Source organism: Streptomyces sp. NPDC006368, assembly GCF_040612535.1.
Classification (GTDB): Bacteria; Actinomycetota; Actinomycetes; order Streptomycetales; family Streptomycetaceae; genus Streptomyces.
This window is the reverse complement of record NZ_JBEXQK010000001.1, coordinates 16,540-32,506: the sequence shown is the minus strand read 5'-3', so window position 1 is coordinate 32,506 and position 15,967 is coordinate 16,540. Positions and strand designations below refer to the sequence as shown.

At 71.2% G+C, this 15,967-nt stretch carries 14 protein-coding genes; 8 read left to right on the top strand and 6 right to left on the bottom strand.

Annotation, left to right across the window (positions count from 1 at the left end; translation table 11 throughout):
* Nucleotides 1-55 precede the first annotated feature (55 nt).
* Entirely contained in the window at nt 56-1,471 is a 1,416-nt protein-coding gene (locus tag ABZZ38_RS00155; protein ID WP_356734243.1) for an FAD-dependent oxidoreductase, read from the top strand.
* 101 nt (nt 1,472-1,572) lie between these two features.
* On the opposite strand, the gene ABZZ38_RS00150 is transcribed toward ABZZ38_RS00155, so the two are convergent.
* Nucleotides 1,573-2,199 carry a hypothetical protein gene (locus ABZZ38_RS00150; protein WP_356734242.1) on the bottom strand — a complete coding sequence of 209 codons (627 nt, stop codon included), beginning with the start codon at nt 2,197-2,199 and terminating at the stop codon, nt 1,573-1,575.
* A 41-nt stretch (nt 2,200-2,240) separates the two neighbouring features.
* Here ABZZ38_RS00150 and ABZZ38_RS00145 point away from each other — a divergent pair, with 41 nt between their 5' ends.
* Entirely contained in the window at nt 2,241-2,591 is a 351-nt protein-coding gene (locus ABZZ38_RS00145; protein ID WP_356734241.1) for a YnfA family protein, read from the top strand.
* A 65-nt stretch (nt 2,592-2,656) separates the two neighbouring features.
* Entirely contained in the window at nt 2,657-3,448 is a 792-nt protein-coding gene (locus ABZZ38_RS00140) for an SDR family NAD(P)-dependent oxidoreductase (RefSeq protein ID WP_356734240.1), read from the top strand.
* A gap of 324 nt (nt 3,449-3,772) precedes the next feature.
* Here ABZZ38_RS00140 and ABZZ38_RS00135 read toward each other — a convergent pair whose 3' ends face one another.
* On the bottom strand, nt 3,773-4,966 hold the full coding sequence (locus tag ABZZ38_RS00135) for an RtcB family protein (protein WP_356734239.1): 1,194 nt from the start codon (nt 4,964-4,966) through the stop codon (nt 3,773-3,775).
* A 175-nt stretch (nt 4,967-5,141) separates the two neighbouring features.
* Here ABZZ38_RS00135 and ABZZ38_RS00130 point away from each other — a divergent pair, with 175 nt between their 5' ends.
* The 3 genes from ABZZ38_RS00130 (at nt 5,142) to ABZZ38_RS00120 (ending at nt 8,336) form a co-directional block, all read left to right on the top strand.
* Nucleotides 5,142-6,017: a DUF3558 domain-containing protein gene (locus ABZZ38_RS00130; RefSeq protein ID WP_356734238.1), complete on the top strand. Its 876-nt coding sequence runs from the start codon at nt 5,142-5,144 to the stop codon at nt 6,015-6,017.
* Between the two features lie 111 nt (nt 6,018-6,128).
* Nucleotides 6,129-6,860, top strand: a complete 732-nt coding sequence (locus ABZZ38_RS00125; protein WP_356734237.1) for a DUF3558 domain-containing protein — start codon at nt 6,129-6,131, stop codon at nt 6,858-6,860.
* 108 nt (nt 6,861-6,968) lie between these two features.
* Nucleotides 6,969-8,336 (top strand): DUF2637 domain-containing protein, encoded by a 1,368-nt coding sequence (locus ABZZ38_RS00120; protein WP_356734236.1) that lies wholly within the window; start codon nt 6,969-6,971, stop codon nt 8,334-8,336.
* A gap of 19 nt (nt 8,337-8,355) precedes the next feature.
* Here the strand turns inward: ABZZ38_RS00120 and ABZZ38_RS00115 are convergent, their stop codons facing one another.
* Nucleotides 8,356-8,559 carry a hypothetical protein gene (locus tag ABZZ38_RS00115; RefSeq protein WP_356734235.1) on the bottom strand — a complete coding sequence of 68 codons (204 nt, stop codon included), beginning with the start codon at nt 8,557-8,559 and terminating at the stop codon, nt 8,356-8,358.
* Nucleotides 8,560-8,733: 174 nt separating this feature from the next.
* A complete protein-coding gene (gene lysS / locus ABZZ38_RS00110; protein ID WP_356734234.1) occupies nt 8,734-10,494 on the bottom strand; it encodes a lysine--tRNA ligase in 1,761 nt (586 codons plus the stop codon).
* A 173-nt stretch (nt 10,495-10,667) separates the two neighbouring features.
* On the opposite strand from lysS, the gene argS reads away from it, so the two are divergent.
* Nucleotides 10,668-12,434, top strand: coding sequence for an arginine--tRNA ligase (gene argS, locus ABZZ38_RS00105; protein WP_356734233.1), 1,767 nt, complete (start codon nt 10,668-10,670; stop codon nt 12,432-12,434).
* An 87-nt stretch (nt 12,435-12,521) separates the two neighbouring features.
* On the opposite strand, the gene ABZZ38_RS00100 is transcribed toward argS, so the two are convergent.
* The gene (locus ABZZ38_RS00100; protein ID WP_356734232.1) at nt 12,522-13,814 is read right to left on the bottom strand and encodes a hypothetical protein; all 1,293 of its coding nucleotides are present in this window, start codon (nt 13,812-13,814) and stop codon (nt 12,522-12,524) included.
* 365 nt (nt 13,815-14,179) lie between these two features.
* Between ABZZ38_RS00100 and ABZZ38_RS00095 the strand changes: the two genes are divergently transcribed.
* Nucleotides 14,180-14,914 carry a DUF4253 domain-containing protein gene (locus ABZZ38_RS00095; RefSeq protein ID WP_356734231.1) on the top strand — a complete coding sequence of 245 codons (735 nt, stop codon included), beginning with the start codon at nt 14,180-14,182 and terminating at the stop codon, nt 14,912-14,914.
* An 8-nt stretch (nt 14,915-14,922) separates the two neighbouring features.
* Here ABZZ38_RS00095 and hemB read toward each other — a convergent pair whose 3' ends face one another.
* Nucleotides 14,923-15,921, bottom strand: a complete 999-nt coding sequence (gene hemB / locus ABZZ38_RS00090) for a porphobilinogen synthase (protein ID WP_356734230.1) — start codon at nt 15,919-15,921, stop codon at nt 14,923-14,925.
* Nucleotides 15,922-15,967 lie beyond the last annotated feature (46 nt).

Sequence of the window (15,967 nt, the reverse complement as noted above, 5' to 3'; positions counted from 1 at the left end):
TACATTTGCCAACAAGCGTTGACCAACAGTCGTTGGCACCACTCTGGAGGCAGCCATGAACGGCAAGCCGGACACGGAGACCGACGTCATCGTCGTGGGCGCGGGCCCCACCGGGATGATGCTCGCCGGTGACCTCGCCGCCGCGGGCATCGAGGTGACGGTCATCGAGCGCCGACCACGGACGGCGAGCAACCTGACGCGCGCTTTCGCGGTGCACGCCCGCACCCTGGAGCTGCTCGACGCCCGCGGCCTCGCGGACGAGCTGCTGAAGACGGGCACGCGCCTCAGCCGGCTGCGTCTGTACGCCCGGCTGACGCTCGACCTGTCCCGGCTGCGCTCGCGCTTCCCCTTCGTCCTCATCACCCCGCAGTACGAAGTGGAGCGGCTCCTGGAGCGGCGCGCCGTCACCGCGGGCGCCGACTTCCGGTACGGCACCGAACTGCGCGCCTTGCACCAGGACACCCAGAGGGTCTCCGCCCAGGTCACCGGCCCGGACGGCGCACCCATCACCCTGCGCGCCCGCTACCTCGTGGGCGCCGACGGAGTGCGCAGCACCGTGCGCACGAGTCTCGGCGTGCCCTTCCCCGGCCGCTCGGTCATCCGCTCCATCGCCCTCGCCGACGTCCGGCTCGCCGAAGAGCCCGAGGACGTGCTCACGGTCAACGGCACGGGGGACGCCTTCACGTTCATCGCCCCCTTCGGTGACGGCTGGTACCGCGTCATGGGCTGGGACCGCCACCACCAGTCCCCCGACAGCGCGCCGGTCGACCTGGACGAGCTGCGCGGGATCGCCCGCCGGGCCCTCGGCTCCGACTTCGGCATGCACGACGCCCGCTGGATCTCCCGCTTCCACAGCGACGAGCGCCAGGTCCCCGCGTACCGCACAGGCCGGGTCTTCCTCGCCGGTGACGCCGCGCACGTCCACTCCCCCGCCGGCGGACAGGGCATGAACACCGGTCTGCAGGACGCCGCGAACCTCTCCTGGAAGCTGGCCGCCGTTCTGCGCGGAGAGGCGTCCGACCCCGAGGCGCTCCTCGACAGTTACCACTCCGAGCGACACCCGGTCGGCACGATGGTGCTGCGCAGCAGCGGGGCGATCGTCCGGTTCGCCATGGCCCGCACCCCGCTGCTGCGGGCGATCCGCGCCCTGGGCGCCGGCTTCCTCGACGTGGCCCATCCCGCGGCCACCAAGGCGATGGGCATGGTCAGCGGCATCGGCATCTCCTACGCCGCTTCGCGCGGCGCCCACCGCCTCACGGGCCGACGCGCCCCTGACCTCGCCCTGACCGAGGGCCGGCTTTACGAACTGCTGCGCGAAGGCCGGTTCGTCCTCATCGCTCCCCAGGGCGGCTCCGCCCCGGACACCCCCGCCGCACCCGGCCGTGTCATACGAACGAGCTGGGCCAACGCGGCCCGCCGCGACGCCATTCTGGTGCGCCCCGACGGGTACATCGCCTGGGCCAAGGACTGACCCGCCCGCACGCCACGCCCGGCGCCCGCGCCAAGAGCCGGACCACCGGACCACCCGGCGGACCGGCGGCGGACCGGCGGACCGGAACACCGGAGGCGTCGTCAGAAGGCGTAGGCGTCCGCCGTCGCCGGGACCACCACCTGGTGGTCGTCGTTCTCCGGGTTCCGGTCGGTCGCCCCGCCGTTCCACGCGGTCGCCACCCGCACCGTCACCTCAACAGGCGCGCCCGCCAAGCGCAGCTGGAACGTCGTCTCCCGGCCGGGACCGTCCGCCCGCAGCGGACCCGCCGAGCACAGCACCTCCCGCTCACCGCCCCACAGGCAGTGCGACGGCAACGCGGTGCCGACGGCCGGCGGCACGGAGAAGGAGAGGCGCACGGTCACCGTCTCCAGGCTCGACGGCCCGTGGTTCTGCGTCACCAGCAGCACACCGAGCCGGTCACCGGAGAGAAAGGCATGCCCATGGTGCGCGACATCCGCCTCGGGTGCGATCAGCGCGAACCCGGCGTCCCCGACACCGGCGTCCCCGACACCGGCGCCCCCACCACCGTCCGACCCGGCACGGAGCGCGCCACCCGCACCACCCGCCCCGACACCACCCGAACCGAGAGCACCCGAACCGAGACCACCCGACCCCGCACCCGCCGCTCCCGCACCGGTGCCCGTGCCCGTCACCGTCAGGGCGACCGCGAGGGACGCCACCAGCGCAGCCTTGCGCATCTCAACCATGTCCAGAACATACCGATTTCCCCACCCTCTAGGCTGACGCCATGCTCATCGCCCGCTCCGCCGCCCTGTTCCTCCTGGCCGCCCTCTGTGAGATCGGCGGCGCCTGGCTGGTCTGGCAGGGCGTCCGGGGCGGTGGCCAGGGAGCGGGGCGCGGCTGGGCCTGGATCGGCGCCGGAGTGCTCGCCCTCGGCGCGTACGGCTTCGTCGCCACGCTCCAGCCGCAGGGCGACTTCGGCCGGATCCTCGCCGCGTACGGCGGGGTCTTCGTGGCGGGTTCCCTCGCGTGGGCCAGGGTGGCGGACGGATACCGGCCCGACCGCTGGGACGTGGTGGGAGCGCTGATCTGCCTGGCCGGCATGGCCGTGATCATGTACGCCCCACGCGGGCGCTGATCGGCCGCACACCTATCCTGACCGCGTATCGACCGTCCTTCGATCACCTGCGCGAGGAGACCCGCATGACCGCCGCCACCTCGGCCGCCGCCCCCGCCGCACCCGTCGCCGTCGTCACCGGAGCGAGCAGCGGCATCGGCGCCGCCACGGCGCGGCAGCTCGCCGCGGTCGGCCACCATGTCGTCCTCACCGCCCGTCGCAAGGACCGCGTCGAAGCCCTCGCCGCCGAACTGACCGCCGCCGGGCACCGGGCCACCGCGTACGCCCTGGACGTCACCGACCGCCCTGCCGTCGACGCCTTCGCCACCGCGCTCGGCGCGTTCCCGTCCGTCGACGTGCTCGTCAACAACGCGGGCGGCGCCCTCGGCGCCGAACCCGTCGCCACGGGGGACCCCGCCGACTGGCTCCGCATGTACGAGGTGAACGTCATCGGCGCCCTCAACATGACCCAGGCACTGCTGCCCGCCCTCACCGCGAGCGGCGCCGGCACGGTCGTCGTCGTCACCTCCACCGCCGGTCACGCCACCTACGAGGGCGGCGCCGGGTACGTCGCCGCCAAGAACGGCGCACGTGTACTCGCCGAGACGCTCCGCCTGGAAATCGTCGGCACCCCGGTCCGTGTCATCGAGATCGCGCCCGGCATGGTCAAGACGGAAGAGTTCGCCACGACCCGTTTCCGCGGCGACGCCGAGAAGGCGGCCAAGGTCTACGCCGGTGTCCCCGAACCCCTCACCGCCGACGACGTCGCCGACACCATCACGTGGGCGGTCACCCGCCCCGCCCACGTGAACATCGACCTCCTGGTGGTCCGCCCCCGTGCCCAGGCGTCCAACACCAAGGTGCACCGCGAGCTGTAGCCCGGCGGCATGGGGACAACGCGAAGGCCCAAAGGGGAAGGCCCCGGCGCCAACCCGCCGGGGCCCGTGACCCGAAGCCCGTGACCCAGGGTCCGAAGCCCCTGACCCGGGACCCAGGCCAGGGCCCGTGACCCGAAGCGCGTGCCCCAGGGCCCGAAGCCCCTGACCCGCACCCAGGCCCCGTAACCCGAAGCGAGTGATCCGTGGCCCATCACTATTGGCCGAAGCCGGGAAAAGGGGCCCGGTGTGCCCGTGCCCGGTGCCCGGGGCTCCGGGCCGCGGCCCCGGCTCATCCCTCCGCGCCGCCACGACCGGCCGTCTGCGTCAGCCCTTCACGCACACGACCTGCTTCAGCTTCGCCACGACCTCCACCAGGTCGCGCTGCTGGTCGATGACCTTCTCGATCGGCTTGTACGCGCGCGGGATCTCGTCCACGACACCGGAGTCCTTGCGGCACTCCACGCCCCGCGTCTGGTCCTCCAGGTCCCGCGTCGAGAAGCGCCGCTTCGCGGCGTTCCGGCTCATCTTGCGACCCGCGCCGTGCGAGGCCGAGTTGAAGGACGCCGCGTTCCCGAGCCCCTTCACGATGTACGAGCCGGTGCCCATCGAACCGGGGATGATCCCGTAGTCCCCGGAACCGGCCCGGATGGCGCCCTTCCGCGTGACCAGCAGGTCCATCCCGTCGTACCGCTCCTCCGCCACGTAGTTGTGGTGGCAGGAGATGACCGGCTCGAAGGTCACCTTGGCCTTCTTGAACTCCTTGCGGACCACGTCCTGGAAGAGCGCCATCATGATCGCGCGGTTGTACTTCGCGTACTCCTGGGCCCAGAACAGGTCGTTCCGGTACGCCGCCATCTGCGGGGTGTCGGCGATGAAGACCGCCAGGTCACGGTCGACGAGCCCCTGGTTGTGCGGCAGGTCACGGGCGACGCCGATGTGGAAGTCGGCGAGCTCCTTGCCGATGTTCCGGGAGCCGGAGTGCAGCATCAGCCAGACCGACCCCGACTCGTCGAGGCAGAACTCGATGAAGTGATTGCCGCTTCCGAGCGTCCCCATCTGCTTCATGGCCCGCTCCTGACGGAACTTCACCGCGTCGGCCACGCCACCGAAGCGCGCCCAGAAGTCGTCCCAGCCCGCTGTCGGGAAGCCGTGCAGCCGGCCCGGGTCGATCCCCTCGTCGTGCATGCCGCGCCCCACGGGAATGGCCTGCTCGATCTTGGAGCGCAGCCGCGACAGGTCACCCGGCAGGTCGTTCGCCGTCAGGGAGCTCCTGACCGCCGACATACCGCAGCCGATGTCCACACCGACCGCCGCCGGGCAGACCGCGCCCTGCATCGCGATCACGGACCCGACCGTCGCGCCCTTGCCGTAATGCACGTCCGGCATCACGGCCAGGCCCTTGATCCACGGCAGCGTGGCGACGTTCCGCAGCTGCTGCATCGCGACGTCCTCCACCGTCGAAGGGTCCGTCCACATCCGGATCGGCACCTTCGCGCCGGGCACCTCTACGTACGACATAAGTCCTCAAATCCCCCGAAAGCCTGGAAGCGCAAAAACCGCCACCGATATCCGCGTAAGCGACAACGGACCGGCATCGACGGGTGCGCGTGCGATACACATTGTGTCCATCCGCCGGCGTCGGGCGGCAACATGTTTTCGGTTGGCAGGCACCCGAGCGAAAGGAGCCCGGACCGTGCAGCGAAAGGCGTACGCACCCGGCCTGGCCGCAGTCCTCGCGGCGGTCACCGCCGGCGTCACCGGCCTCACCGGCTGCAGCGCCGGCTCCGGCGGCACCAGCTCCGCCACCGACTCCAAGGCCGGCGGCCCGGCCCAGGCCGTCGCGCCCCCGGGCAGGTACCGCACCCTCCTCGAGCCCTGCGGCTCCATCCAGCGCTCCACCCTCAGGGACCTGCTCCCCGGCGCCGACTTCCTCCCCGTGGAGCAGCGCGAACGCGTCTACCGCGGCACCGCCGCCGTGACGTACGACACCGACCGCCGCGCCGGGTGCAGTTGGAAGGCCGACGGGCCGGACGCCTCCCACCAGCTCACCCTCGACTTCGAGCGCGTGGTCTCGTACGACCCCGCCGTCAGCGACGACGACCGCGCGCAGCAGGTCTACGCCGCGAAGGAGACCGCCACCGGCCTGCCCGCCGGCGGGACCACCCCGCCCCGCGCCCCCGCCACCGGCACGGGTACCGCCGCCGGGAACCTGCCCCAGACGGCCACCCCCGGGCCGAGCACGCCCGCCTCCGGCACCGCCGCCGCCCCCGCCACCACCGCCACCCCCGGCACCACCGCCACCCCGGGCACCACCGCCGCCCCCGTGGGCCTGGAGCCCCGCATCCTGGCCGACCTCGGCGACGCGGCGTTCCTCGACGACGTCCTCACCCGCGCCGGTTCGACCGCCCAGCGCCGCACCGTCAGCGTGGTGTTCCGCACATCGAACGTCATCGTGACCATCCGGTACGGCGAGCAGCCCAGCCGCATCACCGAGGTGCCCGACAGCAAGGAACTGCAGGAAAAGGCACAGGGTCTGGCCCGCAGGCTGGCCGAGAAGTTCGACGAGTGACGGGCCCCGCGCCCCGCACCGCGCCCCGGCCGGCCGCCCCCGACCCCCTCCCGACTCGGGCTACCGTGTCGGAACTGCCGGACGACCGTACGACAAGCGACTGAAGGAACCATGCACCGATCAGCCCCGCGACTCACCCGCATACTCGCCTGCGCAGCCGTACCGGTGATGCTCGTCGTCGCCGGCTGCTCGTCGGACTCCGACAGCAAGGGCGCCCCGGGGAAGGACACCTCCTCCTCCGCCGCCGCCTCGCCCGAAGCCGCCGCCACTCCGTCCGCGAAGGCGGTGGAGCCCGCGAAGTTCGCCAAGCTGCCCGACGCGTGCAAGGCGATCACGGTGAAGACGATCGAGGCCATGGTGCCCGACGTGAAGACCAAGGCCGGCACCCCGGGCAAGTCCAGCGACATCGCCAGCCGCGGCAGCTGCTCCTGGAACGGCCTGGAGGACAAGGGCGTCAAGGGCTCGAACTACCGCTGGCTCGACGTCTCCCTCCTGCGCTACGACTCCGATCCGGTGCTCGGCAGCGGCGAGGAACGAGCCGAGGAGAGCTTCGACAAGGAGGTCGCCAAGGTCCAGGCGACCCAGGGCGCCACCGCCGTCCGCACCTCGGCCGCCACGGGCGTCGGCGACCGGGCGACGGCCATCGGCTACGCCCTGAAGAAGACCGGCGAGGACTTCGAGTACGCGGCGATCGTGACCCGTACCGAGAACGCGGTCATCACCCTCTCCTTCAACGGCGCCGGTTACGCGGGGGCACCGACCCCCGACCCGGCGGACCTGATGAAGGACGCCGTGAAGGCGTCCAAGGAGGCCGTGGCGGCCGTGGCCGCCGCCAACAAGTAGGCGCACCTCCAGCGTCGTTGCGGAGTCCGGCCCTCCCCCCGGGGGCCGGACTCCGTACGCGTGTGCCAGGCTGTGCCCGCAGAACTCGACAACGGGAGGGGATCGCGGGTGGCCGCGATGCAGCTGACACGCACGCACCGGATGCTGATAGGCATCGTCGTCGCGGGTGCGGTGATCATCGCCGGTATCGGTTTCGCCGGCTCGTACGCGGCGGTCCGCGAGCTCGCCGAGGACAAGGGCTTCGGCGACTTCTCCATCGTCTTCCCCATCGGCATCGACGCCGGCATCTGCGTCCTGCTGGCGCTCGACCTGCTGCTGACCTGGCTGCGCATCCCCTTCCCCCTGCTGCGCCAGACGGCCTGGCTGCTGACCGCCGCGACGATCGCGTTCAACGGAGCGGCCTCCTGGCCCGACCCGCTCGGCGTCGGCATGCACGCCGTGATCCCCATCCTCTTCGTGGTCGCGGTCGAAGCCGCGCGGCACGCCATCGGCCGGATCGCCGACATCACGGCCGACAAGCACATGGAGGGCGTACGCCTCACCCGCTGGCTGCTGTCGCCCGTGCCGACCTTCCGGCTCTGGCGGCGGATGAAGCTGTGGGAGCTCCGCTCGTACGAGCAGGTCATCAAGCTGGAGCAGGACCGGCTGATCTACCAGGCGCGGCTCCAGGCGCGGTTCGGCCGGGCGTGGCGCCGCAAGGCGCCGGTCGAGGCCCTGATGCCGCTGCGGCTGGCGAAGTACGGCGTGCCGCTCGCCGAGACCGCCCCGGCGGGCCTGGCGGCGGCGGGCATCGAGCCCGCGCTCCTGCCGCCCACCCCCAGCCGGCACCAGAACCCGGCTCCCGGCCCGAACCCGGGACAGTCCCCCGCGCCCGCCGGCCTGCTCCCCCAGGCGCAGCCCCAGCTGGCCAAGGCCCCCCAGGGTTCCCCGGACTCCCCGGATCCCCAAGCTCCCCAGGACCCGCGTAACGCCCACCGCCCGCAGGGTTTCCAGGGCGCCCCGGACCAGGAACTCCCCGCCCAGCACCCCCAGGAGCCCCTCGGCCAGGAGCCGCCCGAGCCGCCCGCCCAGGAAGCCGGGACCGGACCGGGCCTCCCCGCCAACCACGAAAGCCCCTGGTTCGCCGCGCCCCAGCTCCCGCCCACCGCGTACGAGGGCGCCTACGACCCGACGTACGTCGAAGGCCTTGAGCCCACCCCCGTGCGCGTGCCGCCGGGCCCGGACGCCGACACCGGCGAGACGCCGCAGGGCGAGTTCGCCGACCCGGAGGCCGACCAGTTCCGCGAGCAGGCGTACCCGGTGTTCAAGCAGTACGTCGACGAGAACAACGACTGGCCCAGCGTGGACGTCCTCGACATACACCTCGCCGACGGCTACGGCATCCGGCACCCGCTGAGCGCGGTCCTGCTGCGCCGCATGCTGCCGGAGTTCAAGAACCGCTACCAGGCGGAGCTCGCCGCCGAGCACATCGCGTAACCGCCGTACGGGGCGGAGCTCAGCGCCTCGCCCGGATCTTCGCCGTCTCCCCGTACACGGCGAGGACCGCGCCGAGCACCGCGATCACCGCGTACCCGGCCGTCGGGATCTCCCACCACTTGTGGAGCAGGCCCCAGGGCCCGTCCCCGAAGGCCCGTCCGGCGACGCCGAGCGCGCCCTGGATGCCGGTGACCCAACCGATGACTGCCACGATCTCTCTCATGGCTCCACGGTCCCGTGCCCCGCGCCCGGAAGCGTCCTGCGGCGGACCGAACCGGGGGTCCTCCGAAGGATGCAGAAACGGCCGGAGGGCCTCACCCCCGGGTGAGAACCCTCCGACCGGAAAACCCACGCCGACCGGGCGCCGGGCACCGCGCGCCCCCGCCGGCCGCGCCGGCTAGGCGCCGAGCAGCTTGCGCACCCGGTCCGCGCCGACCGCCAGCAGCAGCGTGGGCAGGCGCGGCCCGGTGTCCCGGCTCACCAGCAGCCGGTACAGCAGCGCGAAGAAGTTCCGCTGGGCGGCCTTCAGCTCAGGCGTCGGCTTGGCCTCCGGGTCGAGCCCCGCCATCACCTTCGGCACGCCGTAGACGAGCGTGGTGAGGCCGTCCAGCGACCAGTGGCTGTCCAGTCCCTCCAGCAGCAGCCGCAGCGACTCGCGCCCCTCCTCGTCCAGCGAGCCCAGCAGCTCGGTGTCCGGCTCGGAGCGGACGATGGTGCGCTGTTCGGCCGGGACCTGGGTGGAGATCCAGTTCTCGGCGCGGTCGAGCCGGGGCCGGACCTCGTCCAGCGAGGCCGGCGGACGGGCCGGGTCCAGCTCGCTGAGGATGCGCAGCGTCTGCTCGTCGTGCCCGGCCGTGATGTCGACGACCGAGGCGAGCGTGCGGTACGGCAGCGGGCGCGGCGTGCGCGGCAGCTCACCGGCGGCCGTGCGCACCGCCCGGGAGTGGGCGGCGGCGTCCGCGGGCAGCGCGGTGCCGTCCGCGACCTTGGCCTCCAGCTTGTCCCACTCGTCGTAGAGCCGCTGGATCTCCTGGTCGAAGGCGATCTTGAAGGACTGGTTGGGCTTGCGGCGGGCGTACAGCCAGCGCAGCAGCGGCGCCTCCATGATCCGCAGGGCGTCGGCCGGGGTCGGCACGCCGCCCTTGGAGGACGACATCTTCGCCATGCCGGAGATGCCGACGAACGCGTACATCGGCCCGATCGGCTGGACGCCGTCGAAGACCTCGCGCACGATCTGCCCGCCGACCACGAAGGACGACCCTGGCGAGGAGTGGTCGACACCGCTGGGCTCGAAGATGACGCCTTCGTACGCCCAGCGCATCGGCCAGTCGACCTTCCAGACCAGCTTGCCGCGGTTGAACTCGCTCAGCTTCACCGTTTCCGAGAAGCCGCAGGCACAGCTGTAGGCCATCTCGGTCGACTCGTCGTCGTACGAGGTGACGGTGGTCAGGTCGCGCTCGCACCGTCCGCAGTACGGCTTGTACGGGAAGTACCCGCCGGCGCCGCCGGAGCCGTCGTCCTCGCCGGCCGCGCCGGAACCCTCGGCGGCCTCCAGCTCGGCCTCCTCGACCGGCTTCTGCTGCTTCTGCTGCTGCTTGGCCTGCTGCTTCGGCTGCCCGGTCGCTTTGTCCTTGGTCCGGTACCGGTCGAGGATCGCGTCGATCGTGCCGCGGTGCTTCATGGCGTGCAGGATCTGCTCGCGGTACACACCGGACGTGTACTGCTCGGTCTGGCTGATGCCGTCGTACTCGACGCCCAGTTCGGCGAGCGACTCGACCATGGCGGCCTTGAAGTGCTCCGCCCAGTTCGGGTGCGCCGAGCCGGCCGGGGCCGGGACCGAGGTGAGCGGCTTGCCGATGTGCTCGGCCCACGACTGGTCGACACCGGGAACACCGGCCGGGACCTTGCGGTACCGGTCGTAGTCGTCCCACGAGATCAGGTGGCGGACCTCGTACCCACGCCGCCGGATCTCGTCGGCGACCAGGTGCGGGGTCATGACCTCGCGGAGGTTGCCCAGGTGGATGGGGCCGGACGGCGACAGGCCCGAGGCAACCACGACCGGTTTGCCAGGCGCACGTCGCTCCGACTCGGCGATGACCTCGTCCGCGAAACGGGAGACCCAGTCGGTCTCGGTGCTGCTCTGAGCCACGATCGGCACGTCCTTGTTTCTGCTCGGGATCTCGAAGGCTGGCGTACGCCATTGTCCCAGACGGAACAACCACATCCGAGGTTGTCCACAGGCGGGGGAAGCCGCGCCAAAGAGCTTGCGGGCCCGTGGGACACTTGACAACCGGAATACACCCGCATCGAACCAGACAGAAACGGAAGCTCATGGCCTCGGTCCCGTCCCTCGCTTCGACCGTGCAGCAGCGCCTCGCGGACGCCCTCTCGGCAGCACTGCCGGAGGCCGCCTCCGCCGACCCGCTGCTGCGACGAAGCGACCGGGCCGACTTCCAGGCCAACGGCATCCTGGCCCTGGCCAAGAAGCTCAAGGGCAACCCGCGCGAGCTCGCCACCAAGGTCGTCGAGGCGATCCCGGCCAACGACGTCCTCCAGGACGTCGAGGTCTCGGGCCCCGGCTTCCTCAACCTCACGATCACCGACCGGGCGATCACCGAGACGCTGGCCGCCCGCGCCGCCGACGAGCGCCTCGGCGTCCCGTACAAGGACGAGGCCGGCATCACGGTCATCGACTACGCCCAGCCGAACGTGGCGAAGGAGATGCACGTCGGCCACCTGCGCTCCGCCGTCATCGGCGACGCCATGGTCAAGATCATGGAGTTCGCGGGCGAGACGGTGATCCGCCGCCACCACATCGGCGACTGGGGCACCCAGTTCGGCATGCTCATCCAGTACCTGATCGAGCACCCCCACGAGCTGGACCACAAGGACGCGGACGTCTCCGGCGAGGAGGCGATGTCCAACCTCAACCGGCTCTACAAGGCCGCCCGCGCGCTGTTCGACTCCGAGGAGGAGTTCAAGGCCCGCTCCCGCGACCGTGTGGTGGCCCTCCAGTCCGGCGACGAGCGGACCCTCGCCCTGTGGCAGCGGTTCGTGGACGAGTCGAAGATCTACTTCTACTCGGTCTTCAACAAGCTGGACATGGAGATCCGCGACCCGGACGTGGTCGGCGAGTCCGGGTACAACGACATGCTCGAGGAGACGTGCCGCCTGCTGGAGGAGTCCGGCGTCGCGGTCCGTTCCGAGGGCGCGCTGTGCGTGTTCTTCGACGACGTGAAGGGCCCGGACGGCAACCCGGTCCCGCTGATCGTGAAGAAGTCGAACGGCGGTTACGGATACGCCGCCACCGACCTGTCCGCGATCCGTGACCGCGTGCAGCGCCTGAACGCGGACACCCTCGTGTACGTCGTGGACGCCCGCCAGTCGCTGCACTTCAAGATGGTCTTCGAGACCGCCCGCCGCGCGGGCTGGCTCAGCGACCGGGTCCACGCCGTCCAGCTCGCCTTCGGCACGGTCCTCGGCAAGGACGGCAAGCCGTTCAAGACCCGTGAGGGCGAGACGGTCCGCCTGGTCGACCTGCTGGACGAGGCGATCGACCGCGCGACGGCCGTCGTGCGGGAGAAGGCCGAGAAGGTGGGCCTGAGCGAGCAGGAGATCGCCGAGAACGGCCGGTACGTCGGCATCGGCGCGGTGAAGTACGCGGACCTGTCCACCTCGGCCTCCCGCGACTACAAGTTCGACCTGGACCAGATGGTCTCGCTCAACGGCGACACGTCCGTGTACCTCCAGTACGCCTACGCCCGTATCCAGTCCATCCTGCGCAAGGCGGGCGACGCCAAGCCGGCCGCGCACCCGGAGCTCCCGCTGGCACCGGCCGAGCGCGCACTGGGCCTGCACCTGGACCAGTTCGGCGAGGTGCTGGCCGAGGTCGCCACGTCCTACGAGCCGCACAAGCTGGCCGCGTACCTGTACCAGCTGGCCTCGCACCTGACGACGTTCTACGACCAGTGCCAGGTCATCAGCGACCAGAACGCGCCGGAGGTCGTGGAGAACCGGCTCTTCCTCGTCGACCTGACCGCCCGCACCCTGCACCTGGGCATGGGGCTGCTCGGCATCCGCACGCCCGAGCGCCTCTGACGCCCGCACGCTTCCACGCGCGTCCACGCGGGAAGGCCACCGGTCCCCGGACCGGTGGCCTTCCCCGTTACCTGTTCCGACGAGCCGTCAGACGATCTTGTTGTACCGCAGGGCCACGTAGTTGCTGTAGTTGTGACCGTCGATGCTGCCGCTGTTGATGTCCGCGGACCCGTAGTTCATGTCGCTGGTCGGGTTGCCCTCGGAGTAGTAGTAGAAGGTACCGGCGGCCTTGTCCTTCCAGCCCGCGAAGAGGACGACGTGCATCTCGCGGTAGTTCAGGATGTCACCGGGCTGCAGGTCGCTCTTGGAGATCTGGGTGCTGACGGTCGGGAGGCTGTAGGTCGTCAGCGAGTCCTGCAGGTGCCAGGCCATGGAGACGAAACCGGAGCAGTCGGTCCGGTACTTCACGTCGGTCGTCGGGCCGTACTCCCAGTCCGCCATGTTGGTGCTCTGGCTGTACTGGATGTTCCGGTCGTACCAGTTCTTGGCGCGGGACATGACCTCGCTGCGGGAGATCTGGCCGTTCGCGGACGAGCTCGGCACGACGTACGAGCAGTCGCTGCCGAAGGCGGACAGCAGCGTCTGGGTCCAGCCCGACGCGTCCACCGGGTCGTCGGAGTGGTAGGCGATGTCGCTGCCGTCGCTGTCGTTCGGGTCGGCGTCGTGGTACCAGTACATGCCGCCGTTCGTACGGCCGTAGTACAGGCCGCCGCCGGGCGAGACCAGGGAGTCGACCGCGGCCCAGCCGGCGGACTTCAGCTGCGTGCTGCTCCAGTCGTTCACGCCGTTGACCTTGTAGCCGAGCAGGCGGCCGTCGGAGGTCGAGGCGATGAGCCGGTCCTTGCCGGCCGCGGCCAGCGTCTTCAGGACGAAGCCCGAACCGATCACCTGGTGCTGCCCGATGTGCGCCGGCCCGGACGGCTTGTCCTCCGTGACGAGGTACCGGTGCAGGTCACCGTTGACCGTGCCGTACAGGTGGCCGGCGCCGTCGTAGGTCAGCTTGTCGAAGGTCCAGCCGTCGCTCCAGATCTTCACCTTGTTGGCCACGGCGAGCGAGGTGTTGTTGGTCTGGATGTCGATTCGGTAGAGCTCACCGGCGGTCGAACTGACCAGGATGGTGTTGAAGTTGAGGGTGGCCATCGCCTTCGGCGTGAAGCCGAGGTCCTCGCCGACCAGGGTCTTCACCCGGTCGCCGGTGTTCGGCGATATCGCCGTGTAGGTGAGTCTGCCGTCGGAGAGGATGCCGTACACCGAGACGTCGCCGCCGCAGCTGGCGACCGCCGCGGCGGTGCCCGAGCCGATCGTGGTGACCATGCCGAGCGACATGGCTCCGATGGCGAGGGTGGCGCCGGTACGGCGAAGGGCGTGGCCGAACTTCATGACTTTCTCCTGCGGAGTAGTGAGAACAGGGCGCGGGACACACACGTCGGCCGCCAACAGCTGCCCTGCAGGTGCAGCTGTGAGGCTTTGTCTCGGGTGTGGCGCCCGGTGACATCACTTACCTTCGCCGCCGGGGAGTCCGGCCGGAAGAGAGATCAACTGGACGGAAGGGGACCTGGCCCATTGGGGCCTTCGGGACGCCCCTCACGACCGCGCGGCGAGCTCCGGGGCGAAGGGGGCAGCCGCGTCGCAACTTCCCGCCGTGCGGCGGCGGTTGGGGGCATCGAGCAGCCCGCGACCGGCCTGACGGCGGATCACGGGCACACGCCGGCCCGATTGTCAGTGGCGGCCTCTATGGTCGGCTCATGGTGATCAACCCGAACTCGCTGGGCCTCGACCTGCCCGCCGGCGCCGTCCGCGTACAGCCGTCCTTCTGGTACGCCGACGAGCCCGCCGCGTCCGACACGTGGGGCCGCCTCCTGCCCGCGCGGGAGGCGGCCGGGTTGCAGCCCCTGCTGCTCACCGAGGTGCAGTACCTCCACCCGAGCCAGGTGGCCGATCCCGACGACCACGACCCGGTCGCGGTCCTGGCCCGGCTGTGGGAGGAGGTCCAGGAGGAGGACGAGGACGAACCCGACGCCTCCGTCGCGCCGTTCACCCGTGCGTGGCCCGGCCTCGCGCCACCCGGCGAGGGGGACGCCGACCCCGACGCCGTGGCCGCCCGCGTGGCGGCCGAACTGGCAGAGGGCGACGAGTGGTTGGACGGAGCTCGCGGCGCCCTGGTCCCGGCCCGCCGGAGCGCCGACATCCCGGGCGTCCTCGGCTGGGGCGGCGCCGCCCACCACGCCGACGCCCTGGAGCTGTCCACCGTCCTGCGCTCCTGGGAGGAGCGGTTCGGCATACGGGTGGTGGGCCTGGGACCGGACCTCCTCACCGTCTCCGTCGCGGCGCCACCGCGCACCATGGCCGGCGCGCTCGCCGTGGCGGCCGAGCACTACGCGTTCTGCCCCGACAACGTCTGGGACGGGTACGACACGATCGGCGCGTACGCCGCCGAGGAGGTGCTCGACCGCCACCACTGGACGTTCTGGTGGGACTGAGGGGTGGGTCAGCCCCGGGCCAGGCCCTGGGCGACCTCCGTCGCCCAGTAGGTGAGGATCATCTGCGCACCCGCCCGCCGGATGCCCGTGAGGGTCTCCAGGATCGCCTTGTCCCGGTCGATCCAGCCCTTCTCCGCAGCGGCCTCGACCATCGCGTACTCACCGCTGATCTGGTACGCGGCCACCGGCACGTCCACCGCGTCCGCGACCTTGGCGAGGATGTCCAGGTACGGCCCGGCCGGCTTGACCATCACCATGTCGGCGCCCTCTTCGAGGTCGAGCGCCAGCTCCCGCATCGACTCGCGCACATTGGCCGGGTCCTGCTGGTACGTCTTGCGGTCGCCGCGCAGCGACGAGCCGACGGCCTCGCGGAACGGCCCGTAGAAGGCGGACGAGTACTTCGCCGTGTAGGCGAGGATCGACACGTCCTCCTTGCCGATGGTGTCCAGCGCGTCGCGGACCACCCCGACCTGTCCGTCCATCATCCCGCTGGGACCCACCACATGGACGCCCGCGTCCGCCTGTACCTGCGCCATCTCGGCGTACCGCTCCAGGGTGGCGTCGTTGTCGACCCGCCCCTGAGCGTCCAGCACGCCGCAGTGGCCGTGGTCGGTGTACTCGTCCAGGCACAGATCCGACATGATCACCAGGTCGTCCCCGACCTCGGCCCGTACGTCCCGGATCGCGACCTGGAGGATGCCGTCGGGGTCCGTGCCCGCGGTCCCGGCCGCGTCCTTCTTCGACTCCTCGGGCACGCCGAACAGCATGATCCCGGAGACACCGGCCGCGGCAGCCTCCACGGCGGCCTTCCGCAGCGTGTCCCGCGTGTGCTGGACGACCCCGGGCATGGCCGCGATCGGCACCGGCTCGGTGACGCCCTCGCGTACGAACGCCGGCAGGATCAGGTCCGCCGGATGCAGCCGCGTCTCCGCGACCATCCGCCGCATGGTGGGGGTGGTACGCAGGCGACGCGGCCGCGCACCGGGGAAGGATCCGTACACAGTCATGCCAGCCACGCTACGCCCGCCGGGGCACCACTAATGCCGACACCCC

What these genes read in the sequence shown, in the direction of transcription:
- ABZZ38_RS00140 (WP_356734240.1), top strand. Translation starts at nt 2,657, where the DNA reads ATGACCGCCGCCACCTCGGCCGCCGCCCCCGCCGCACCCGTCGCCGTC.
- ABZZ38_RS00150 (WP_356734242.1), bottom strand. Translation starts at nt 2,199, where the DNA reads ATGGTTGAGATGCGCAAGGCTGCGCTGGTGGCGTCCCTCGCGGTCGCC.
- ABZZ38_RS00135 (WP_356734239.1), bottom strand. Translation starts at nt 4,966, where the DNA reads ATGTCGTACGTAGAGGTGCCCGGCGCGAAGGTGCCGATCCGGATGTGG.
- ABZZ38_RS00115 (WP_356734235.1), bottom strand. Translation starts at nt 8,559, where the DNA reads ATGAGAGAGATCGTGGCAGTCATCGGTTGGGTCACCGGCATCCAGGGC.
- hemB (WP_356734230.1), bottom strand. Translation starts at nt 15,921, where the DNA reads ATGACTGTGTACGGATCCTTCCCCGGTGCGCGGCCGCGTCGCCTGCGT.
- ABZZ38_RS00145 (WP_356734241.1), top strand. Translation starts at nt 2,241, where the DNA reads ATGCTCATCGCCCGCTCCGCCGCCCTGTTCCTCCTGGCCGCCCTCTGT.
- ABZZ38_RS00125 (WP_356734237.1), top strand. Translation starts at nt 6,129, where the DNA reads ATGCACCGATCAGCCCCGCGACTCACCCGCATACTCGCCTGCGCAGCC.
- ABZZ38_RS00100 (WP_356734232.1), bottom strand. Translation starts at nt 13,814, where the DNA reads ATGAAGTTCGGCCACGCCCTTCGCCGTACCGGCGCCACCCTCGCCATC.
- ABZZ38_RS00095 (WP_356734231.1), top strand. Translation starts at nt 14,180, where the DNA reads ATGGTGATCAACCCGAACTCGCTGGGCCTCGACCTGCCCGCCGGCGCC.
- ABZZ38_RS00155 (WP_356734243.1), top strand. Translation starts at nt 56, where the DNA reads ATGAACGGCAAGCCGGACACGGAGACCGACGTCATCGTCGTGGGCGCG.
- argS (WP_356734233.1), top strand. Translation starts at nt 10,668, where the DNA reads ATGGCCTCGGTCCCGTCCCTCGCTTCGACCGTGCAGCAGCGCCTCGCG.